Genomic DNA, 20426 nt, shown 5'->3' on the forward strand with positions numbered 1-20426 from the left:
GCGCGTAGTGCCGCTGCGCAGAGCCGGGACCCAGAACCCAAGAGAGGTCGGGGAGGCCGTGGATGTGTGGGCCCCGGCTCTGCAGCGCACCGCTAAGGGAGCGCTGCGCTGCGTCCGGGGCACGAGAGTCTTCGCCCCTCTCCCGCAAGCGAGATAGCGCTCCCCGAAAACGCAAAAAGCGCGACGGCCTTTCGGCCATCGCGCCTTCCGCGCACATCGGAGCTTGGCGAAAACTTACGCCGCGTCGGCGTCGGTCTCGGCGGCCGGGGCCGGCCGGGGGCGGCGGGGCAGCGGGAAGGCTTCGCTCTCATAGAGCGAGCGGATGCCGTTCTGGTCAAAGCGCGCTTCCTCGACCTGGAGATAGGCGCCGTTCAGCGAATCCGTCGGCAACTGCTCCATCGCGAACTGCACGGCTTCGGCCGCAGTGCCGAACCGGCGATAGGTGAAGCCGGCGCGCTTCTTCTTGCGGATCGCAGCGGGGAAGAGTTCGGCGGAAGTGTTGAAGTTGAACGGACGCAGTGGACGCATGGTCAAAGACCTCGTGATCTCTCTGGGGCTTTAAGCGCGTGGGGTTTGGGAGGGCAGGGGCCACACTCGAGCCAGCCCGCCGCACATGTCATTTTCGTCCCCTAATATAGGCCGTTTTGACAGAAATGCGACCCCTGCGATGCGAGATGATGAATCCGTGCATGGCAGCCCCGCGGCCGCACAAATGCAAGTTATTTCAATGGCTTATATGGTTTAAACTTTGCCAGCGAGCAGCAGCACGATCAGCACCACCAGAACGACCCCGCCGATGCCCATGCCGGAATGGCCGAGGCCATAGCCGTAGCCGCCGAACCGGCCGGACAGGCCGCCGACGAGATAGATGATCACGAGGATGATCAGGACGGTCCCAAGGGTCATGGCTTCCTCCCTGGCGGGCCGCCGAAATGCGCTAGTCGGCGCACCGCCAGGGAAGAAAAGCACATCGCGCCACCGGGTTCCATGGGGGAACCCGACGGCGCGCTGGGTTATTTGGGCTCGAGCTTCAGCGCCGCTGAGTTGATGCAGTAGCGCAGGCCGGTCGGGCCGGGGCCGTCGGGGAAGACGTGGCCGAGATGGCCGCTGCATTTGGAGCAGAGCACCTCGGTGCGGATCATGCCGTGGCTGACATCGCGCTCCTCGTCGATATGGGTCTCGACTGCGGGCGCGGTGAAGCTCGGCCAGCCGCAGCCGGAATCGAACTTGGCATCGGACTCGAACAGCACATTGCCGCAGCCGGCGCAGACGTAAGTGCCGGCACGGTGATCGTGCTCATATTCGCCCGTGAAGGGACGCTCGGTCGCCTTCTCGCGCAGCACCGCGTACTGCATCGGCGTCAGCTCGCGCCGCCACTGCTCTTCGCTCTTGATGACCTTGTCGTCGGTGGTTTTCGCCTTGGTGTCGGGCATGGGTCTCCCGTTTCTTCGATGATCTTGCGTTCGGTGATCTTGCGATCAGTTGGTGGCCTTGCTGGCACTCACCAGCGTCGGCTTCTCGATGTAGTTATCCGCGAACAGCTTTTTCAGGTTCTCGACCTTGGGCAGGTCGTTATAGGCGATGTAGGGCTGGTTCGGGTGCAGCGTCAGATAGTCCTGGTGGTAGGCCTCCGCCGGATAGAACGCCTCCAGCGCGCCGACCTTGGTCACGATCGGCTTGCCGAACACCTTGGCGCCGTTGAGCTGGGCGATATAGGCCTCCGCGACCTTCTTCTGCTCGTCGGAGGTGGTGAAGATCGCCGAGCGATATTGCGTGCCGATGTCCGGGCCCTGGCGGTTGAGCTGGGTCGGGTCGTGCACCACCGAGAAGTAGATCTGGAGGATCTTTCCGTAGGAGATCTTCTTCGGATCGTACTTGATCTCGACCGATTCCGCGTGGCCGGTGCGGCCGCTCGAGACGGTCTGATAGTCGGCGGTCGCCTTGGTGCCGCCGGCATAGCCGGAGACCGCGTTGACCACGCCGGCGGTGTGCTGGAAGACGCCCTGCACACCCCAGAAGCAGCCGCCGGCGATCACCGCGGTCTGGATGCCGCTCGCGGGCGCTGCGTCCACGGCGGGGGCGGGGATCACCACCGCCTCCTCGGCGGCACGCGACGGCACGGCAAAGGCCAGTGTCGCGGCGGCGGTGGCGGCGAGCAGGGTCAGGAGGGCAGGACGGCGCATGGCGGAGCCTCTTTGGCGGAAGGTGAGACAGTCTAGGTCGGTTGGCACCGGGCGAACAGCCTGCCCGGCCGCATTTCAGTCACTGGAGATACGGGGACAGGGATCGATTGTTACGCCGATACGGACACGAGTCTGTGAAAGAAGCGGGCTGAGACAGCCGGCTTGGCAGGGTTGGGAACTCCGCGGTAGATGAACCCGCGCCATCGAAGATAGACCTAGAAAAGTGGTGGCTGGAGCTGGCCTGACAACATGCTGCGCGTCGTTTCCCTGACCTTCGTCACTCTGATCGCCAGTGTCGCGATCGCCACGGCAGATCAAGTCAGCGACGATCTCGCCCTCTGCCGCGACCGCCAGGCGGACATGCAGGCCCGCGCACCGGCCTGCGACAATCTGCTCAACGCCGATCGCGTGACCGGCAAGGACAAGGCCATCGCACTGTCGGTGCGCGGCAATACCCTGATCAACAAGCGCGACTACGTCCACGCCATCGAGGCCCTGTCCATGGCCATCGATCTCGATCCTGACTACGCCATTGCGCTCAACCTGCGCGGCCTCGCCTATGAGCGCAAGGGCCAGGACGACCTCGCGATGGCCGACTACAACCTCGCGCTCCAGAAGCGGCCGACCTACGGTGTCCCCTACAACAATCGCGGCGTCATCCAATTGCGCAGGGGCGCACTGCAAAGCGCGCTCGACGATTTCAACCTGTCGATCAAATATACGCCGAAATTCCTGCTCGGCTGGACCAATCGTGCCCGCGTGCGCACGCTGATGAAGGATTTCAACGGCGCGATCGCCGATTTTGCCGAGGCCGACAAGATCGATCCCACCGCACCGCAGATCGCCAGCAACCGCTGCATCACCTGGGGCATGATGGGCAAGTATGAGCAGGCCTTTGCCGACTGCAACGGTCTGATCGAGCGGCAGCCGAGAAACGTGTACGTGATCAACAATCGCGCCGATGTCAGCATGATGAAGGGCGACCTCGACGCCGCGCTGAAGGACTACAACACGGCGATCGAGATCAATCCGAACAATGTCCGGGCACATTCCGGCCGCGGCCAGATCTACGAGCGGAAGAAGGATCTCGCCCAGGCTCGCGCCGACTATCGTGCGGCGGCCTACTCGCTGACGAGGTTCGACGAGATCGACGTCGCGCGCGCCCGCGCCATCGCGCAGGAGCGGCTCGCCGCGCTGACGCCGCAAGCGCCGGCGGGCGCGCCCGGCGGGCGCCGCGTCGCGCTCGTGATCGGCAACGGCGCCTACAAGAACGTCCACGCTCTGCCCAATCCGCCGCGCGACTCGAAATTGATTGCGAGCGTGCTGAAGGATGTCGGCTTCCAGACCGTGATCTCGGTCAGCGATCTCACCCGCGACAAGTTCTTCGACGCGCTGAAGACTTTCGCGGAAGAAGCGGAGAAGGCCGACTGGGCCGTGGTCTATTACGCCGGCCATGGTTTTGAGATCGGCGGGGTGAACTATCTCGTTCCAGTCGATGCCAAGCTCGCCGCCGACAAGGACGCCGAGACGCAGGCGGTCGCGCTGGAGCAGGTCATCGCCGCGGTCGGTGCTGCGCGAAAAATGCGTCTGGTGGTGCTGGATGCCTGCCGCGACAATCCGTTCGCGCCGACCATGCAGCGCACGCTGTCATTGAAGCTGGTCGACAAGGGCTTTTCCAACATCGAACCCGGCGCCGGCTTCATGGTGGTCTATGCTGCCAAGCACGGCGAGACCGCGATGGACGGCGACGGGGCCGCCAACAGCCCGTTCGCCACCGCGCTCGCCCGCGAGATCAAGGAGCCGAAGGTCGAGATCCGAAAGCTGTTCGACATCATCCGCGACGACGTCTGGGCCGCGACCAAGCACGAGCAGCAGCCGTTCACCTACGGCTCGCCGCCGGGGCGGGAGGATTTTTATTTCGTGGCGGGTAAATAGGCTGCCGGTGTGACGCGACGGCGGTACCTCATTCTCGGTACCGTAGGGTGGGCAAAGCGAAGCGTGCCCACGCGTTTTATTCTGCTTATGGAGAGAGATCGTGGGCACGGCGCTGCGCGCCTTTGCCCACCCTACGGCAGCGTCACACGACGATACTCAGCCGCTTCGCCGCGCGCGTAATGCCCGTGTACAGCCACCTTGCCCGGCTATCCCCAAACGCAAAGCTCTCGTCGAACAGCACGACGTCGTCCCATTGCGAGCCCTGCGACTTGTGCACGGTCAGCACGTAGCCGTAATCGAACTCGTCGTAGGGCTTGCGCTGCTCCCAGGCGATCTGCTCGATGCCGCCTTCGAAACAGTCGGCGCGCACCGAGACTTTCGTCACCTTGTGCCCGAAATCCTCGTCCGGCGACAGCCGCATGGAGAGGATGCGCGATTTCGAGCGCGAGGTGTTGCGCGACTTCACGCGCCACAGGCCGCCGTTGAACAGTCCCTTCTTGCGGTTGTTGCGCAGGCAGACCAGCTTGTCACCGGCGACCGGAAAGACATCCTCGATGTTCTGGCGCTGGCGCACCCGCATGTTGTAGGCGCGGCGGGTGTTGTTGCGTCCGACCAGGACCTGGTCGGCGCCCATGACGCGATCGGGATCGAGCTCCTTGCGCGACACAACTTCGCTCTCGCCGTAGCGGCCGATGTCGAGCTCGCGGCCCTCACGGACGTCCATCGACATCCGCACGATCGGGTCGTCCTGGGCCTGGCGGTGCACTTCGGTCAGCATCGCGTCGGGCTCTGAATTGGTGAAGAAGCCGCCGCCCTGGATCGGCGGCAGCTGCGCGGGATCACCCAGCACCAGGAGCGGGCAGTCGAACGACATCAGGTCGCGGCCGAGTTCAGCGTCGACCATGGAGCATTCGTCGATCACGATCAGCTTGGCCTTCGACGCCGGCGCGTCGTCCCACAATTCGAAGCTCGGCTGCTCCTCGCCGGATTCGCGGGCGCGGTAGATCAGCGAGTGGATGGTGGAGGCCTCGTCGCAGCCCTTGTTGCGCATCACGAGGGCCGCCTTGCCGGTGAAGGCGGCGAATTTCACCTCGCCGTCCACGCCCTCGGCGATATGCCGCGCCAGCGTGGTCTTGCCGGTGCCGGCAAAGCCGAACAGGCGGAAGACGGGCGGCGTGCCGCCCCGTCCCGGTTTTGCCTTGAGCCAGTCGCCGACGGCTTTTAGCGCGGCATCCTGATGCGGGGTGAAAGTGGCCATATCTGTCTTGAGGAAGGGCGAAACGAGGCGATTCGCCGTCCCCCAAAACTAACCATTCGCAGCAAGGGTTCAAGCGCGGGGGAGGCGTCCTCTGCAGCCCTCCTTCGAGACGCCCGCCTCTGGCGGGCCCTCAGGATGAGGGCGGAGTGCGCGGCGGCAGTTTCAGCAGGCACAGATGCCGCCAAGCCTCATCCTGAGGAGGCTGCGAAGCAGCCGTCTCGAAGGACGAGGCGCTTGCTCAGGCCTCGCCAAACCCTACTGCCAGCCCGGAACGCCGCGCATGTCGGGCAGCTGGTGGGCGATGCCCTTGTGGCAGTCGATGCAGGTCTTTTCCTTGGTGAACAGGAAGCGCTGGTGCGCGACCGAGGCCCGCGGCGACTGTTTTGTGATGTCCATGGAATCGGCGCTGTGGCAGTTGCGGCATTCCAGGGAGTCATTGGCCTTGAAGCGCGCCCATTCATGCGCGGCGAGCTCGAGCCGGTGATCCAGGAATTTCTCCCGTGTGTCGATCGTGCCAAAGATCTTGCCCCAGACCTCCTTTGAGGCCTGCATCTTGCGCGCGATCTTGTCGGTCCAGTTATGCGGCACGTGGCAGTCCGGGCAGGTGGCGCGCACGCCGGAGCGGTTGGTGAAGTGGATGGTCGACTTCAGCTCGGCGAAGACGTTGTCCTTCATCTCGTGGCAGCCGGTGCAGAACTTCTCGGTGTTGGTCAGCTCCAGCGCGGTGTTGAAGCCGCCCCAGAAGATCACGCCGGCCACGAAGCCCGCCAGCACCAGCGTGCCGAGCGCGAACACCGAGCTCGGCCGGATCAGCACGCCCCAGAGCTCGAGCAGGAAATCCCAGCAGCGCAGGATAAAGCTGCGCTTGGACTCCAGCTTCTCTTTTGGTTCGTCAGCAGTCGTCGTCATCGCCGGCCACCGGGGCTTGCGCGCGACAGCAGCGTGTCGATGTCGGTAAAATCGTTGCTGACGGGCGGGTTGGCCGTGTTCTGCGGCACGTGGCATTCGGTGCAGAAGAAGCGGCGCGGCGAGATCGAGGCCAGGAACTGGCCGTCGCGGTCCATGAAATGCGTGATCGACACCATCGGCGCCTGCGATTCCGCGGTGCGGGCCCGCGCGTGGCAGGACAGGCATTTGTTGCCGTTGAGATCGATCTGGTAGCCGTCGATCGTGTGCGGGATGACCGGCGGCTGCTCCGGATAGTTGCGCGCCTCCTTCTCGGACGTATTGCGGTTGGGCAGCATCGGCGGCGCCGGGCCCTCGTCATTGAGCGGTGCCGCGCCGCGCAGGCCCGAGGTCACCGTCTGCGCGGTCAGCGAACTCGTGCCGGCGGCAATCGCGACCGCGAGCAGGGCGATACCAAATCGTTTCATCATGACAGGTTCACCCGCTCGATGCGCACGGCGCATTTCTTGAAGTCGGTCTGCAGCGAGATCGGATCGGTGGCGTCCAGCGTCACCTTGTTGATCAGCTTGGATTCGTCGAACCACGGCACGAACACCAGGCCGCGCGGCGGCCGGTCGCGGCCGCGCGTCTCGACGCGGGCGCGGATGAAGCCGCGGCGCGAGACCACCTTCACCTCGTCGCCGCGCCGCAGCTTCATGTCCTGTGCGTCGTCCGGATGCATGAAGCACACGGCCTCGGGGAACGCCTTGTAGAGCTCGGGCACGCGGCGCGTCATGGTGCCGGAATGCCAGTGCTCCAGCACGCGGCCGGTCGAGAGCCAGTAGGGATAGTCGTTGTCGGGCGATTCCGCCGCCGGCTCGAAGGGCAGCGCGAAGATGCGCGCCTTGCCGTCGGGATAGCCGTAGAACTGCACGTCGGTGCCCTGCTTGACGTAGGGGTCGCTGCCCTCGCGGAAGCGCCACTTCGTCTCCTGGCCGTTGACGACCGGCCAGCGCAGGCCGCGCTCCCGGTGATAGGTGTCGAACGGCGCGAGGTCGTGGCCGTGGCCGCGACCGAACTGGGCATATTCCTCGAACAGGCCCTTCTGCACGTAGAAGCCGAACGCCTTGGCTTCCTCGTTGGCGTAGCCTTGTTCGATCTCCGTCACGGGGAATTTGTCGACCTGGCCGTTCTTGTAGAGCACGTCGAACAGCGTCTTGCCGCGATAGTCCGGCTTCTTGGCGATCAGCTCCTCGGGCCAGACCTCCTCGATCTTGAAGCGCTTTGAAAATTCCATGAGCTGCCAGAGATCGGATTTGGCTTCGCCCGGCGCGGTGACGAGCTGGTGCCAGAACTGCGTGCGCCGCTCGGCATTGCCGTAGGCGCCTTCCTTCTCGACCCACATCGCGGTCGGCAGGATCAGATCGGCAGCGAGCGCCGTCACGGTCGGATAGGCATCCGAGACCACGATGAAATTGTCGGGGTTGCGGAAGCCCGGATAGGTCTCCTCGTTGACGTTCGGGCCGGCCTGGAGGTTGTTGTTGACCTGCACCCAATAGGCGTTGATCAGGCCGTCCTTCAGCATTCGGCTTTGCAGCACGGCGTGGGCGCCGTTCTTGTCGGGAATGGTGCCCTCGGGCAGCTGCCAGATGTGCTCGGCGTGATCGCGATGCGCCTTGTTGGTCACGACCATGTCGGCGGGCAGGCGATGCGAGAAGGTGCCGACCTCGCGCGCGGTGCCGCAGGCCGACGGTTGGCCGGTCAGCGAGAACGGGCTGTTGCCGGGCGAGGAGATTTTTCCGGTCAGAAGATGGATGTTGTAGACGAGGTTGTTGCACCAGACGCCGCGGGTGTGCTGGTTGAAGCCCATGGTCCAGAACGAGATCACCTTGGTCTTGGGATCGGCATAGAGCTCGGCGAGCGCCTCCAGGCGATTGAGCGGCACGCCGGACATCTCGGCCGCCTTCTCCAGCGTGTACTCCGAGACGAACTTGACGAATTCGTCGTAGCTCATGTCGGTGGAGTCGTTGGCTTTCGCGGCGCCCGTCGCCTTCTTCTGCAGCGGGTGCTCCGGCCGCAGGCCATAGCCGATGTCGGTCTGGCCGCGCTTGAACACGGTATGGGCGGCAACAAAGTCCTTGTTGACGCGGCCGGTCTTGATGATGTGGTTGGCGATGGCGTTGAGGATGTAGAGGTCGGTCTGCGGCACGAACACCATGCCGATGTCGGCAAGGTCGAACGAGCGATGCTCGAACGTCGAAAGCACGGCGACGCGGACATGCGGCGCGGACAGCCGGCGGTCGGCGATGCGCGTCCACAGGATCGGGTGCATCTCCGCCATGTTGGAGCCCCACAGCACGAAGGCGTCGGTGGCCTCGATGTCGTCATAGCAGCCGGCCGGCTCGTCGATGCCGAAGGTGCGCATCATGCCGGCGACGGCCGAGGCCATGCAGTGCCGCGCGTTGGGGTCGATGTTGTTGGTGCGGAAGCCGGCCTTGTAGAGTTTCGAGGCGGCGTAACCTTCCCAGATCGTCCACTGGCCGGAGCCGAACATGGCAAGACCATTCGGCCCACGCTTCTTCAGCGTTTCCTTCCACTTCACCTCCATGATGTCGAAGGCTTCGTTCCAGGACACGGGCGTGAAGTCGCCGTTCTTGTCGTATTTGCCGTTCGTCTTGCGCAGCATCGGCTGCGTCAGGCGGTCGTGGCCGTACATGATCTTGGAGAGGAAGTAGCCCTTGACGCAGTTGAGGCCGCGATTGACCTCGGCCTTGATGTCGCCATGCGTGGCGACGACGCGGTTGTCCTTGGTCGCGACCATCACCGAGCAGCCGGTGCCGCAGAAGCGGCAGGCGGCCTTGTCCCATTTCATTTCGCTGACTTCGCGCTCGGCGGCGAGGTTGGCGGCGAGCGCCGGCGCCGGGAGGCCGGCGGCGGCCGCGGCGATCGCGGCGGCCTCGAGCTTCAGCATCTGGCGGCGGTCGAGCTTCGGCGATGTCATGATGGCTCTCCGGCCCTTAAGTCGTTTCGATGGCGTGGAAGACCAGCGCTGCGGAATAGACGTGCTGCAGCGACTGGATGGTGTTGAGCATGGTGCCGAGGCTGCCGGCATCGGGCGCTTCGGTGACCACGACGAGCTTGCCGCGCGCGTCGCGGGCATGGATCTCGCAGCCGGGTAGTGCCGTGATCTCGGCTTCGACCTCGGCGAGGCGCTCGGGCCGTGCCTGCACGATGATGCTGGCGATCTCGCAGCCCGGCGGCGACACGATGCGGTCGGCGCTGAGCACGCGACCGGTGATCAGGGCGCGGCGGTTGAGTTTGGTTCGGTTGAGTGTGGTCTGGGCCATGATGCCTGTCTTTCGCTTGTCGAAGGATCAATGCGCGGAGGTTGGCGGGCCGGGAGGGCCGGCAAACATCTGGTAGATCCAGACGCCGAGCCCGTAGGAGCCGACCGTTCCGACCGCGAGGACGGGCATCACGACCGCGGTCAGGAACAGGAAAGCGAAAATCTCCATGCGCTTACGGCGCACGCGCGAAGTCGTGTCGTCAGGGGCCGACATATTCGGTCTCTTAGGGATGGTATGGGAATCATCGGGACGGCATCCGGGCCGTTGCCTTGCTGCACTTTTGATGCATTTGGGCCGGTGCGGCCTTGATCTGGATCAACCTGTCGACTTGCGCGGATGTCGCAGCGGCGGGCCCCCGAGGCGGGTATGCGTGGCGATGCCAGGCTCGGAATCATTCTCCCGCGCGGCGGAATTGCCGCTCCGTAGACAGCTCCGCCTCACACTTTAAGATGACCTCAACAACAAGAAGCGGGAGAGGCGTCATGAAGTTCGGCATCTTCTACGAGCTGCAGCTGCCACGGCCCTGGGTGGCCGGCGACGAGCTCAGGCTCTACCAGAATGCCCTCTCCCAGATGGAACTCGCCGACAGGCTCGGCTACGACCACGCCTGGGTCGTCGAGCATCACTTCCTCGAGGAATATTCCCACTCGCCCTCGCCGGAATCCTTCCTCGCCGCCGCCAGCCAGCGCACGAAGAACATCCGCCTCGGCCACGGCATCCTCCAGCTCACCACCAATCATCCGGCGCGCGTGGCCGAGCGTGTCGCGGTGCTCGATCTGCTCAGCAACGGCCGCTGCGAGTTCGGCATGGGCGAGAGCGCGTCGATCACGGAGCTTACGCCGTTCGGCCGCGACATGGAGACCAAGAAGGAGGTGTTCGAGGAGGCCGTCGCCGCGATCTTCCCGATGTTCAAGGACGCAGGCAGCGAGCATCACGGCAAGTATTTCGACATTCCCTTGCGCAACGTCGTGCCGAAGCCGGTACAGAAGCCGCATCCGCCACTGTGGATGGCCTGCTCGCAGCTGCCGACCATCGAGCGCGCCGGCCGTCATGGCTTCGGTGCGCTCGGCTTTCAGTTCGTCAGCGCCGACGCTGCGCACGCCTGGGTGCACGCTTACTACAACGCCATGACCAAGCGCCTGCACAAATTGGCCGACTACGAGATCAATCCGAACATGGCGCTGGTCTCGTTCTTCATGTGCGCCAAGACGGATGAAGAAGCGCGAGCGCGCGCCGACGGCGCCACCTTCTTCCAGTTCGCGCTGCGCTTCTACGGCGCCTCGCAGAATCGCCAGCGTCCCGCGCCCTACACCGTCAACATGTGGGACGAGTACAACAAGTGGAAGCGCGACAATCCGGAAGCACAGGAGGCCGCGCTACGCGGCGGCCTGATCGGCTCGCCCGAGACGATCCGAAAGAAGCTGAAGCGCTTCCAGTCTTCGCATATCGATCAGGTCATCTTGCTGAATCAAGCGGGCAAGAACAGCCACGAGCACATCTGCGAATCGCTGGAATTGTTCGGCCGCGAAGTGATGCCGGAGTTCCAGAACGATCCGGCGCAGGCCGCGTGGAAACAGGGCGTGATGAGCGGCGAAATCAAGCTGGAAGAGATCGACACCGTGGCTTTTACGGATCGCTACGGCAAGCTCGCGATCAATGTCGCCCCAGTGAAAGCGGTGGCGGAGTAGGCTGCTCCTCAAGTCATTTTGCTGACGCATTCTCTGTCTTAGTCGAGACAACGTAAAACACTGCGTGGGAACCACTTTGGTTCGCACAACGGTTCCATTGCCAAGGGGTTGGCGCGAACCCGCAAAAACACGGTGCAAGCTTCATGAACGCTTCTGCGTTCGCTTGTGCTGTTTGCGGTGTCGGGAACCGGCGATCTAAAAAATCACAGGAGTTATGATGTTGTTTCCCTCGAGCGCCGCAATCTGCGGCGCCCTGGTTGCGCTTGTCGTTTCTGTCACTGTTGCTCGAAGTGAAACGCGTGGGGGTCACGCAAACGCCGTCGCCGATGCCGCCTCCGGGGAGGCGGTCATTGGCGCTGCATCCACGTACAATCCGTTCAAGCCCGGCAAGGAGGAGGGCGGTCCGAAGACAGCCTCCGGCGAGCGCTATGATCCCTCCGATTGGGCGGCTGCGATCAAGACGACCTTGCGTCGGAAATTCGGTGGGGTGCTATTTGGTGCGAGGCCGAAATTTGCACTCGTCGAGGCCGTGGGCAAGAAGGTCATCGTCAAGATCAACGACGTGGGACCACTCAGGCCCGGCCGCATCATTGATCTCAACGAGCGGACGATGCGCCATTTCGATCCGAGCCTTGAGCGCGGAGTCATCAAGGACGTGAAAGTCATCCCGCTTGCAGGGGACAATTGGACGCTGGGGCCGGTGGGCTGAGCATCCTGCGCGGAAGAGGTCGTGTACGTCGATCAGCGGGGCCACTTAGATGGCTCCCGCACCGCGGGTGACTTCCGATCCGCAACGGATGTGGCAGACATGAAAAGCTGGACGCGGGCGGTCTCGAGTCCTGAGCTTGGATGGCTCTGACGATCGCATCACGGACTGACGCGGTCGCCTCTAGCTTCTGCCGTACTGGTCTCGCCCACCTGCCAACTGCCGCAGATGGTCGACCAGGCGTTAGCTTTGGGTCACACGCGATCTTCGACGAGAAGCGAGCAAGAAAGATGCATCGCGCTGCCACCGGGGCGCTACTGGGCGGACTTTGCATTCGGCCCATGGTTCCTCGCGACTCGCACACAATGAATCCATGGCTCCGCCAGATTTGGGCCGCATGGCGGCCTATCTCGCCGAGAAGGGTCATGCCGGTGGGGGGCGCAACACCGGGAGTTTTCGATGTCCGGTCATTTGCGGCTTTGCCAGGCGAGTTTAGTTCTTGTTGGGGTTCTGGCAGCGACACCTGCGTTGTCCAACCCTCTTGCCGACCTTTTCAGTAGCCCTGCGCGCGAGCCGGCGGCGACCGCTCCGGCGCAGGCGGAATGCTTGCCGCGGCCCGGTAACTCGGCCGGTGAGGACCAGCGCTGGGTCTATCGGCGAGACCAGGGCCGCAAATGCTGGTTCCTGGCCGATCGTATGACCACGGTGAAAAAGCCGGCTCATCGTCGCCTGGCCCATCGCCGCGCCAATCCTGACGAGAACGAAACTGCGCGGCCCAGGCGGCGGATCTCGGTAGTTGATGCGCGCGCGGAGCTGGAGCGCTCCGCACCGGCAGAGGGCGTCCAGCCGACGCCGCCTCCACGCGAGGTCAAGGTCGCTGATGCCGCTTTCGTTGTCGGTACGAGCACGCCGCCCTCGATGCCGGCCGCGCCCGCGACCCCTCTTCAAACCGGCCAGCCCACGCCCGAGAACGCCGTGCCGGCCCAAGCAGATGTGCAGAAGCTTTCAGCGCCCGCAAGCGACGCGGCCTTTGCCCCGGTGAGCATCCGCGTTGCGGAAGCGGCCGATGAGAGAGGCTGGACGGCAACCTGGGTGGGCTTGCTGCTGATGGCCTTGGGAGTTGGCTCAGTCCTAAGCTCGAGCCGCGCGCTGCGCGATGCCGTGCTGTTGCGCCATTGAGCGAATGGAAGCCCCGGGGTTCACTCACGCTTGCGAGTCCCGCAGCATTGCTCGCCGGTCATCTCGTTCGCCGCATCCTGCATCTCGTCAATATTGCTTACGGTAATCCCCCGGAGTTGCCGTTGCGCCAAACGCGGTCTGGGATGCGGCATTCAACGCATCCCCTCTGGAGCAACGGTCGCGCTGCATTCGAGTCGTAGATTGAGTTGGAGATGATCATGCGCAACATCGCACTGGTGATTGTGTTCGTGAGCTCGCTGGCGGCTCCGGCATTGGCTCAGAAGTCCGAGATTGAAGCGATCAATGCCAAATTTGTTGAATTGTTCAACAAAGGCGATTTCTCTGGCATTGCCTCGCTCTATAGCGACGATGCGACCGCGCTGCCGCCTGGCTCTCCGATGGTGCGGGGCCGAGCAGCCATCGAGGCAATGTGGAAAAGCATGGCGGAGCAGGTCGGCGATCCCAAGCTCACGGTTGTTGACGTGAAGGCGCTTGGCCCTTTGGCGGCACGCGAGATCGGCACGTTTGCCCTGAAGACCAAAGCGCCGACACCGCAGGAAGTGACCGGGAAGTACGTCGTTGTTTGGGAAAAGGTCGGAAATGACTGGAAGCTCACCACCGACATATGGAACGATGGCAAGTAGGCCGCTCGCAGGCGTAGTTGAGGCCGCTCCGACTTCCGTCAAAATCCCGTTGCTGCTATCCTGTCGCAAAACAACGGTTGCGGAGGGAAAATGCGGTCTCAGGCGGTGCCCACACATCCGTCGGCGGCGGGTGATGTCACGGCCGCGGTGCTCGCCATCGGCCGCTCCGACTTCCCAAACGTTCTGATCGACACGCTGCGCCGGCAGGCGGAGGTCGGCCATTGCATGGTCTTCGCGCTGAGCCGCGCCGGCGCCGCGCGCTGCCTGCTCGATGCCGGCAACATCCCGATCGGCGGCGATCTCGGTGCGGCCTATGCCGGCCAGTTCCACGAATCCGATCCCAACCGCGACGCGCTGTTCGAAGGCGAGGGCGATGCGCCGATCATGCTGCCGGCGTTCGCGCCGCGCATGTACGGCGCACGCTACCGCAAAATCTTCTTCCAGGATTCCGGCATCGTCGACAAATGCGCGGCCGCGATCTGGACCGGCGACACCTGCTTTTACGTCAACTTCTATCGCATCGCCGCGCAGGGCCGTTTCGACGCCGCGCAGCGCGCGCGGCTAGAGGCCATCGCGCCGGCGATCGCGGCAAGCGTCGCCCGCCATTTTCAGGAGAAGGCAGCGCCCGATCAGTCTCTCGCTGCCTTGTTCGCGACCCGTCCGCCGCTCGCCGCTCTCACGCCGCGCGAGCAGGAGGTCTGCCGCCGCATCCTCGCAGGCTTCAGCTCCGAGGCGATCTCGCGAGAGCTCGGCATCAGCCTGCATTCGACGCTGACCTACCGCAAGCGCGCCTATGAGCGGCTCGGCATCTCATCGCAGGGCGAGCTGTTCGCGATCGTGCTGCGCCTGCTGACGCGTGGTCTGAATTAACGCCTGGGCGCCGCGCTATGCGGAAAGTCGCGACCGATAGGGCGCGGTCAGCAGCAGCATGAAAAGCGCTCTTTCGGCCTGGTACTTTGCGGCAGGTCGACTGGATTCCCGGCCCTGCATCACGACCGCGCCCTGGACGGTGCAGACGCTCCAGTTCCATTTCCTCCGCCTGCGCGGTGCCAGGGTCACTTCGAAAATCGGAAACTCCGGTGTCGCCATCCCCGCCGCTCGTCAGACATCCAACTGAGGCGGAGTTGAACCCGGAGGGCCGACTCGTGTCTTCACCCATTTGGGTGAAGGTAGCTTGCCCATATCGGGCAAATCTGATCTGGCCGGATAAATCTGGCTTTAATCCTTAAGCGGCAATTTGGGGATGGCACCGAAGAGCGCAGCTGCGCTCTTCTGGTTGCGGGTTCCCGTCTTGGCAAGGACGGCCTTGATCTGGGTGCGGATTGTCTCGCGACTCAGCCCGTGATGCGCCGCGATGTCGCCGATCGTCTGTCCTTGCGCGATTCCGCGCGCAACGCGCGCCTCGCTGGGCGTGAGATCGAACAGGCCGCGAATGAGCGCCAGGCTCGGTGCCTGGGAGGCCGTGACTGGTGTTGCAATAAGGAGGCCAACCGCCCCGTCGAATAGATCGCGTGCTTCACCCGGCATCGGAACGAGATGAAGGACCACCCGGTCAAGATCGCTTGTGCGACGCGCGGCGAAGGAGCAGACGGCTTTGTCCGGCGAATCCAGTTGAGCCAGGCCGGCGCGCAGCATTGTGTCGGCCGCGCGGTCCCTGATGGCGATCCGGTCCTTCGGCAACCAGTTCAGAACGTCCGTCATGGCTTCGATCAGGGCATTCGCTGCCAGAACCCGTCCGGAGCGCGCAATCGCGAGGGCCGGCAAACCCACCAGCGACAGGGCCTCGGTCGCCGCCCGCATCCGGGTGAGACGCCAGCGCGTCGACAGCAGGGCCGCGCGCGCGAGATGGGGCCGAAACCGGTCGAGAAAATCGAGATCCTGGCGCGAAAAGGCGGGGCGGCCGGCCAATCTTTCCATATGGAACACTATGATCTCACCGGAAGGGCTGCGGACGGCCGTCGCGCAAGCGTGCTCGAAGCCCCACTTCTTGTTCCATTCCACCCGATAGGGATCGCGCTCCCATTCTTCCGGCGAAAACGCCTCATGCTCGCCGACGAAGCCGGGATGATCAAGCGCCAGGAGTCTCGGGGTCGTCTCCGTCCGGCTGGAGAGGTCGCTACGCAGGAACTCCGAGAATGCCTCGCGGATCGACGGCGACGTCACGACACCATTCCAGACGCCCGCCCACTGATCGGAGTCCGTGGTAATCATGACCATGCCATGCGCACCTGCGGCATGAGCGATGTCTTCCAGGACGTCCGGCCAGAGTTCCGGGACAGTCGCAGCCTCATGGATGCGATCCACAATCTGCTCGAAATCGATGCCCGTCATTGCCACGATGGACCCATCAGATTCGACCGATCTTTCAGACGCGCGGCGTGAATTTTCGTATCAGCCTTCGTGCTTCGCTCGTCCAAGGCCCTTGATACCAACCCACTTCAGCGGAACTCAATTGCTACTATTTCCCGGGCGGGCCCCCATGGACGCCTAGCAGAAATCATGTTCACATTTCAACTATTTGAGGGGTCTTGGGTTATCTGGGCGGCGCGCGATCTCAGGACCCGGGGGCACCGGTGATCGCCGGGGTTCCAGCCGGACCTCGCCCGCGGCGGCAGCCAATTTCGTGTCTGCTCCGCCGAACAGGGGTAGAGTGTCGCAGGGGTCACATCCGAGGAGCAACATCATGACCCTACTTCCTGAGCTGGTTCGCGCTAGGATTGACCGGCATGTCTTCGCGATCATGACCAACACGATGCCGCCCCGAGATCCTGATGACGACGAAGAGGATGAGGAGGACGAGCAAGACGAAGAAGAGAACCAAACCGACGAACCGGCGGTCGTGCGCGAGCCGGACGAGGACTAAGCAGGACGCTTAGACATAGACTGAGCTTCGGTAACTGAGCTTCAGTGCGATCCCCAGCCTGCGTGCAGCGCGCTGGTCCGCCCGGCGGCTTTCAAGGTCGGTCTGAATCCGAGAGCAGCCGGCAGACGCTGAATGGACCACGCAGCAACCTATCGGCGTTCGCGGGTAGAGGAGGTGCGCATGACTCTCATATGGCTTGGAGTGCTCCTTGTTTTCGGCGGCGTATTCCAAATGGCGTTTCAGCCCATTTGGCGAGGCCGATTCAGCGGTGGGAAGTGGCTTCGCTCCGGGCGTGACACGCTGGAGCCTGAAAAGCCCGGGAGCGGCTTCGGCGTCAAATCGAACTGGCCTGGACTTGTGATGGTCGCGCTTGGCGGCGCTTTCTTGCTGGCCGGAGCTGCCATCTGAGTTGAAACGAGTGCCTCGGGCGTTGCCCGTGATCTGGCTGCCAATGTGCGAAAGCGCGCCCATGAGCGGCTCCGGCATCTCCTCGCAGAACGAGCTGTTTGCGATTGTGCTGCCGCTGCTTACGGGGCCTAGCCGCCTGAACTAAGGGCTGCTCCAGGTCCGCGATACCTGCTTCCGAGAGCAAAGCGGACACGCAGTTCGCCCGCCAGGATCGTCGCCTTTTGGACCCAATGCGGACATTCGCTAGCAGGATCTCGCGCACGCGCCGATCAGGGGCACGTGGCTCGGCCGGGATCTCTGCCGGCGTAACGAACCCCACGCGGCGAATCGCCGAAGCGAGCTCGGAACAGGCGATTGAAATGCGAAACATCCGAGAAGCCTACCTCCAGCGCGATATCGGAAATTAGCTGCGCGCTGACGCGCGCCTCGGTTAACAGTTTGAACGCAAGTTGGAGACGTAGCTCATTCACGTGCCCGGTGAACGATGATCCTGATAACGCCATCAGGCGCTGCAGATAGCGAGGTGAAATGCCTTGGCGATGAGCGACCTCCTCGACGCTAAGCCCAGGCTTCTGAAAGTGTGCCCCGATATAGTCGAGTACGGCGCTGTGGCGCGCGACCACGACCGCACTCGCATCGCTCTCGCCCAAGGGAGCGCACTCGCTAACCGCGAGCGCAACAAGATCACAGGTGTGGGCTACGACCGCATCACGCAGCTTGGGGGCGGCCAGAGCCCCCTCCTTAAATGCTGACTTCAGATAGGCCATGAGGAGGCGGAGTGGTTCATTTCGCTGAGGAATCGGCCGCATGGCGAGGCTCTCGATGTCTGTCACGCGCTGCGCAAGCGCCTCGCGGGGTACCGCCAGACCAAATAGTATTCCGTCGATATAGGTGACGGTAGCGGGCTCCGAATGCAGAATCGAGGTTGCATCGCCGGCGCAAAGCTCGATGTCCCGGCCGCGCTGCGACAAACGACTTTTGCCGGGTAAGCAGACGATGAGGCCGATCGAGTCGTCGCCGTCAGCAACGCTCGCCCGCAAGCGCTTGAAGCGCATGGGAGAGCCTTTCAGTGCGAGAGTGCGTAGACCCCGGAGCGCTTGCAATGTTGCGTCGGCTTGAAACGGAACGTTCGTTAGAGGTTCGATATCGACGTGAACTATTCCCCGCACAAACCTCTCGCGCCATAGTGGAAGTCGCATCCGCTCCGGATGCTCGCGCGTCGAGAATCGATGCGATACGAAATTGGCTGCGTCCGTAGACATGGGGACCTCCAGCCTTGATAAGCCACTGGGGCAAATGCTGTGGCAGGTCAGCTGCCGGTATCCGTATTTTGCAATTCGCGCACCGACCGTCTCCTCAGGTACGCAGGATTCCAAGAAGCTACTTCATTTGTCTGCTAGTCTCATTCACCTGTGATTGATGCTGATGTGAACTGGCTCACGTGGCGACCAGAAAATTACGGCAATTTTTGATTGCAAATGCCGCGTGCAAATATCTCCTTAAAAAGGAGATGATTGTAAGGGCTCTATTTCAAATTGCTGCCGTCGGATCCAGTTTGAACATCCCTGCAGTCTGCAAGACCAGATCCAACTTTGACTGATCGGGCTCATCGGCCCGCGGGCAGAAGTTCCGCAGAACAACACTGTCCTCTGATCCGGTTTCCTGTCGTGCCTTGATCGCCGCATCACCTTTAAGGTTCGTCGGACCCAAATTACTTCCCGGCACCGCTCCTTTTTAGCTGCCGGATGAAATGGTCGAAATCTGTCGCATGGGACGTCGACCGTGGTGATCAGGAAGAGGTTCGAACATGTCCACCATACTCGACATGCTTTATCGCGAGTACTGCCGGGCCCGCCTCACCGAAATGCGAAAGCAGCTTTTGATACGGGGCGTTGGCGACAAAATCCTGGAAGCGCCTTGGGAGGACGATGATCCTCCCGACCCTGGCGCTCGAAGGAGTAGCTGGGCGACGAAGGAGTCTCCATCATCCATCGGGTAGCTGGAGCGCGTTGTCGACCCTATGAGGCGCGAGCGCGGGCCAACAGATGGATGATCGAACTCAAACCTCGACGCGATTGTTCGGCGAAACTCCGCCGCTGTTCAGAGCTGACGGCCGCGATCTGCGTATCGATGTCTGCCGCGGGATCGCGTTATGGTGGATCTTTCTCGATCATGTTCCCAATAACATCGGGAGCTGGCTGACACCGCGCAACTACGGCCTCTGCGATGCCGCCGAGATCTTCATGTTCCTCTCGGGCGTGACCTGCGCACTGGCCTACGGCAGGGCGCGTGAGCGCGAGGGCTGGAGCGGCATGATCGGCCGTTCGCTGTGCCGGGGATGGGACATCTACGCGGCGTTTCTGCTGCTTACACTCGCTTGCGCCATCCTGGTCTACCTTGCGGGTAGCGATGATCTCGCCGACGGGAGCAATACGCGAGTTCTGCTCGAACGTCCGGGCGCGACGCTTGCGCACGCCGCAATCCTGCAATACCGGCCTGTCAACACTGACATCCTGCCGGTTTTTGTGATTTTTCACGTGCTGTTTGCGCCGCTGCTGTGGCTGCTGCTGCGAGCGCCGAACGTCACGCTTGGGGTGTCCTTGTTGCTCTACGCGGTCGTGCAGGTCTTTGGTTGGAGAGTTCCCGCCTGGCCCAACGGCGTCTGGTTCTTCAATCCGCTGGCTTGGCAGTTTCTGATCGTGTTGGGCGCATGGTGCGTCATCGAGGGAGAGAAATTCCGGCCGTGGGCGATGTCGCGCTTGACGCTTGTTCTGGCCATTCTCTATCTAGTTTTCGGCCTGATCCTTGCACAGAGTTGGAGCATCGAGCCGCTGCTCTCGCAAATCTCGAGGGACCTGCCATTTCCACTGGATAAATCGAATCTCAGTCCGATACGGCTGCTGCATTTTGTGGCTCTTGCAATGGTGGCGCTACGATTCATTCCGCGGAATTGGGAGGGGCTATCGACGCCGGTGCTGAGCTGCGCAAAGTGCTGTGGCGAGAATTCGCTGCCGATCTATTGTCTCGGCGTCCTTCTCGCGCTCGCCAGCCAGCTTACGCTGCTCGATCTCTCGGAGGGGCTTGCGATGCAGATCGTGGTTAGTGTTGCCGGAGTGCTGATGATGATCGGCGTCGCGCGGTTACTGAACGCGATCGGCATCCAGCGCGAGCGGAAGTCAGCGGGGACGCAGTCGATCGGGAAAGTTCCACCGGTTCGCTAAACTGGTAGCGGCCGAAGAGGCTTCTGACTCGCATTTTCGCTACCAGCTTCAGATGCTGGCGGACAGTTACATGACGCTGCCAAAGAGCACTTTCGTCTTGGAGCGATCC

21 protein-coding genes are annotated in these 20426 nt (G+C 63.0%); 8 read left to right on the forward strand and 13 right to left on the reverse strand.

Going from position 1 to position 20426, the window contains the following annotated elements; translation table 11 throughout:
* Nucleotides 1-234: 234 nt before the first annotated feature.
* The 4 genes from JQ603_RS30450 to msrA all read right to left on the reverse strand — a co-directional run bounded on the left by JQ603_RS30450 (nt 235) and on the right by msrA (nt 2183).
* Entirely contained in the window at nt 235-528 is a 294-nt protein-coding gene (locus JQ603_RS30450; RefSeq protein ID WP_014492502.1) for a hypothetical protein, read from the reverse strand.
* 213 nt (nt 529-741) lie between these two features.
* Entirely contained in the window at nt 742-906 is a 165-nt protein-coding gene (locus JQ603_RS30455) for a DUF3309 family protein (protein WP_018641496.1), read from the reverse strand.
* A gap of 107 nt (nt 907-1013) precedes the next feature.
* Nucleotides 1014-1433: a peptide-methionine (R)-S-oxide reductase MsrB gene (gene msrB / locus JQ603_RS30460; RefSeq protein WP_212345218.1), complete on the reverse strand. Its 420-nt coding sequence runs from the start codon at nt 1431-1433 to the stop codon at nt 1014-1016.
* 45 nt (nt 1434-1478) lie between these two features.
* A complete protein-coding gene (msrA, locus tag JQ603_RS30465; protein WP_212345221.1) occupies nt 1479-2183 on the reverse strand; it encodes a peptide-methionine (S)-S-oxide reductase MsrA in 705 nt (234 codons plus the stop codon).
* 249 nt (nt 2184-2432) lie between these two features.
* On the opposite strand from msrA, the gene JQ603_RS30470 reads away from it, so the two are divergent.
* Nucleotides 2433-4118: a caspase family protein gene (locus JQ603_RS30470; RefSeq protein ID WP_212345223.1), complete on the forward strand. Its 1686-nt coding sequence runs from the start codon at nt 2433-2435 to the stop codon at nt 4116-4118.
* 142 nt (nt 4119-4260) lie between these two features.
* Here JQ603_RS30470 and JQ603_RS30475 read toward each other — a convergent pair whose 3' ends face one another.
* The 6 genes from JQ603_RS30475 to napE all read right to left on the reverse strand — a co-directional run bounded on the left by JQ603_RS30475 (nt 4261) and on the right by napE (nt 9821).
* Nucleotides 4261-5376 (reverse strand): ATP-dependent DNA helicase, encoded by a 1116-nt coding sequence (locus JQ603_RS30475; protein ID WP_212345225.1) that lies wholly within the window; start codon nt 5374-5376, stop codon nt 4261-4263.
* 255 nt (nt 5377-5631) lie between these two features.
* Nucleotides 5632-6285, reverse strand: coding sequence for a NapC/NirT family cytochrome c (locus JQ603_RS30480; RefSeq protein WP_212345227.1), 654 nt, complete (start codon nt 6283-6285; stop codon nt 5632-5634).
* Nucleotides 6282-6752 carry a nitrate reductase cytochrome c-type subunit gene (locus JQ603_RS30485; RefSeq protein WP_212345229.1) on the reverse strand — a complete coding sequence of 157 codons (471 nt, stop codon included), beginning with the start codon at nt 6750-6752 and terminating at the stop codon, nt 6282-6284. Before JQ603_RS30485 ends, JQ603_RS30480 begins: the two co-directional genes overlap by 4 nt.
* Nucleotides 6749-9262: a nitrate reductase catalytic subunit NapA gene (napA, locus tag JQ603_RS30490; protein ID WP_212345231.1), complete on the reverse strand. Its 2514-nt coding sequence runs from the start codon at nt 9260-9262 to the stop codon at nt 6749-6751. The genes JQ603_RS30485 and napA overlap by 4 nt, the downstream gene beginning before the upstream one ends.
* 16 nt (nt 9263-9278) lie before the next feature.
* On the reverse strand, nt 9279-9608 hold the full coding sequence (locus tag JQ603_RS30495; protein WP_212345233.1) for a chaperone NapD: 330 nt from the start codon (nt 9606-9608) through the stop codon (nt 9279-9281).
* A gap of 27 nt (nt 9609-9635) precedes the next feature.
* Nucleotides 9636-9821, reverse strand: a complete 186-nt coding sequence (gene napE, locus JQ603_RS30500) for a periplasmic nitrate reductase, NapE protein (RefSeq protein ID WP_018641487.1) — start codon at nt 9819-9821, stop codon at nt 9636-9638.
* A gap of 269 nt (nt 9822-10090) precedes the next feature.
* Here napE and JQ603_RS30505 point away from each other — a divergent pair, with 269 nt between their 5' ends.
* From JQ603_RS30505 to JQ603_RS30525, 5 genes are all read left to right on the forward strand, one after another.
* Nucleotides 10091-11296: an LLM class flavin-dependent oxidoreductase gene (locus JQ603_RS30505; protein ID WP_212345236.1), complete on the forward strand. Its 1206-nt coding sequence runs from the start codon at nt 10091-10093 to the stop codon at nt 11294-11296.
* 214 nt (nt 11297-11510) lie between these two features.
* Entirely contained in the window at nt 11511-12005 is a 495-nt protein-coding gene (locus tag JQ603_RS30510) for a septal ring lytic transglycosylase RlpA family protein (RefSeq protein ID WP_212345239.1), read from the forward strand.
* A 456-nt stretch (nt 12006-12461) separates the two neighbouring features.
* Entirely contained in the window at nt 12462-13181 is a 720-nt protein-coding gene (locus tag JQ603_RS30515) for a hypothetical protein (RefSeq protein ID WP_212345242.1), read from the forward strand.
* A gap of 218 nt (nt 13182-13399) precedes the next feature.
* Nucleotides 13400-13825: a YybH family protein gene (locus JQ603_RS30520; protein ID WP_245003959.1), complete on the forward strand. Its 426-nt coding sequence runs from the start codon at nt 13400-13402 to the stop codon at nt 13823-13825.
* A gap of 90 nt (nt 13826-13915) precedes the next feature.
* A complete protein-coding gene (locus JQ603_RS30525) occupies nt 13916-14695 on the forward strand; it encodes a helix-turn-helix transcriptional regulator (protein ID WP_212345248.1) in 780 nt (259 codons plus the stop codon).
* A 15-nt stretch (nt 14696-14710) separates the two neighbouring features.
* On the opposite strand, the gene JQ603_RS30530 is transcribed toward JQ603_RS30525, so the two are convergent.
* Together JQ603_RS30530 and JQ603_RS30535 are read right to left on the reverse strand one after the other, a co-directional pair.
* Entirely contained in the window at nt 14711-14914 is a 204-nt protein-coding gene (locus JQ603_RS30530) for a hypothetical protein (protein WP_245003960.1), read from the reverse strand.
* 129 nt (nt 14915-15043) lie between these two features.
* Nucleotides 15044-16156 (reverse strand): helix-turn-helix transcriptional regulator, encoded by a 1113-nt coding sequence (locus JQ603_RS30535; RefSeq protein WP_212345251.1) that lies wholly within the window; start codon nt 16154-16156, stop codon nt 15044-15046.
* Nucleotides 16157-16508: 352 nt separating this feature from the next.
* On the opposite strand from JQ603_RS30535, the gene JQ603_RS30540 reads away from it, so the two are divergent.
* On the forward strand, nt 16509-16688 hold the full coding sequence (locus JQ603_RS30540) for a hypothetical protein (protein ID WP_212345254.1): 180 nt from the start codon (nt 16509-16511) through the stop codon (nt 16686-16688).
* 677 nt (nt 16689-17365) lie between these two features.
* Here the strand turns inward: JQ603_RS30540 and JQ603_RS30545 are convergent.
* Nucleotides 17366-18358, reverse strand: a complete 993-nt coding sequence (locus JQ603_RS30545) for a helix-turn-helix transcriptional regulator (protein ID WP_212345257.1) — start codon at nt 18356-18358, stop codon at nt 17366-17368.
* A 783-nt stretch (nt 18359-19141) separates the two neighbouring features.
* On the opposite strand from JQ603_RS30545, the gene JQ603_RS30550 reads away from it, so the two are divergent.
* Nucleotides 19142-20317 (forward strand): OpgC family protein, encoded by a 1176-nt coding sequence (locus JQ603_RS30550; protein ID WP_212345260.1) that lies wholly within the window; start codon nt 19142-19144, stop codon nt 20315-20317.
* The last annotated feature ends 109 nt before the right edge of the window (nt 20318-20426 follow it).

The organism is Bradyrhizobium liaoningense, assembly GCF_018130825.1.
Classification (GTDB): Bacteria; Pseudomonadota; Alphaproteobacteria; order Rhizobiales; family Xanthobacteraceae; genus Bradyrhizobium; species Bradyrhizobium liaoningense_B.

Coding starts and splice junctions, on each gene's coding strand:
- JQ603_RS30485 (WP_212345229.1), bottom strand. CDS start 6,752: ATGATGAAACGATTTGGTATCGCCCTGCTCGCGGTCGCGATTGCCGCC.
- JQ603_RS30495 (WP_212345233.1), bottom strand. CDS start 9,608: ATGGCCCAGACCACACTCAACCGAACCAAACTCAACCGCCGCGCCCTG.
- JQ603_RS30525 (WP_212345248.1), top strand. CDS start 13,916: ATGCGGTCTCAGGCGGTGCCCACACATCCGTCGGCGGCGGGTGATGTC.
- napE (WP_018641487.1), bottom strand. CDS start 9,821: ATGTCGGCCCCTGACGACACGACTTCGCGCGTGCGCCGTAAGCGCATG.
- napA (WP_212345231.1), bottom strand. CDS start 9,262: ATGACATCGCCGAAGCTCGACCGCCGCCAGATGCTGAAGCTCGAGGCC.
- JQ603_RS30450 (WP_014492502.1), bottom strand. CDS start 528: ATGCGTCCACTGCGTCCGTTCAACTTCAACACTTCCGCCGAACTCTTC.
- JQ603_RS30455 (WP_018641496.1), bottom strand. CDS start 906: ATGACCCTTGGGACCGTCCTGATCATCCTCGTGATCATCTATCTCGTC.
- JQ603_RS30545 (WP_212345257.1), bottom strand. CDS start 18,358: ATGTCTACGGACGCAGCCAATTTCGTATCGCATCGATTCTCGACGCGC.
- JQ603_RS30475 (WP_212345225.1), bottom strand. CDS start 5,376: ATGGCCACTTTCACCCCGCATCAGGATGCCGCGCTAAAAGCCGTCGGC.
- JQ603_RS30540 (WP_212345254.1), top strand. CDS start 16,509: ATGACCCTACTTCCTGAGCTGGTTCGCGCTAGGATTGACCGGCATGTC.
- JQ603_RS30515 (WP_212345242.1), top strand. CDS start 12,462: ATGTCCGGTCATTTGCGGCTTTGCCAGGCGAGTTTAGTTCTTGTTGGG.
- msrB (WP_212345218.1), bottom strand. CDS start 1,433: ATGCCCGACACCAAGGCGAAAACCACCGACGACAAGGTCATCAAGAGC.
- JQ603_RS30550 (WP_212345260.1), top strand. CDS start 19,142: ATGGATGATCGAACTCAAACCTCGACGCGATTGTTCGGCGAAACTCCG.
- JQ603_RS30505 (WP_212345236.1), top strand. CDS start 10,091: ATGAAGTTCGGCATCTTCTACGAGCTGCAGCTGCCACGGCCCTGGGTG.
- JQ603_RS30480 (WP_212345227.1), bottom strand. CDS start 6,285: ATGACGACGACTGCTGACGAACCAAAAGAGAAGCTGGAGTCCAAGCGC.
- JQ603_RS30530 (WP_245003960.1), bottom strand. CDS start 14,914: ATGGCGACACCGGAGTTTCCGATTTTCGAAGTGACCCTGGCACCGCGC.
- JQ603_RS30510 (WP_212345239.1), top strand. CDS start 11,511: ATGATGTTGTTTCCCTCGAGCGCCGCAATCTGCGGCGCCCTGGTTGCG.
- JQ603_RS30470 (WP_212345223.1), top strand. CDS start 2,433: ATGCTGCGCGTCGTTTCCCTGACCTTCGTCACTCTGATCGCCAGTGTC.
- JQ603_RS30535 (WP_212345251.1), bottom strand. CDS start 16,156: ATGACGGGCATCGATTTCGAGCAGATTGTGGATCGCATCCATGAGGCT.
- msrA (WP_212345221.1), bottom strand. CDS start 2,183: ATGCGCCGTCCTGCCCTCCTGACCCTGCTCGCCGCCACCGCCGCCGCG.
- JQ603_RS30520 (WP_245003959.1), top strand. CDS start 13,400: ATGCGCAACATCGCACTGGTGATTGTGTTCGTGAGCTCGCTGGCGGCT.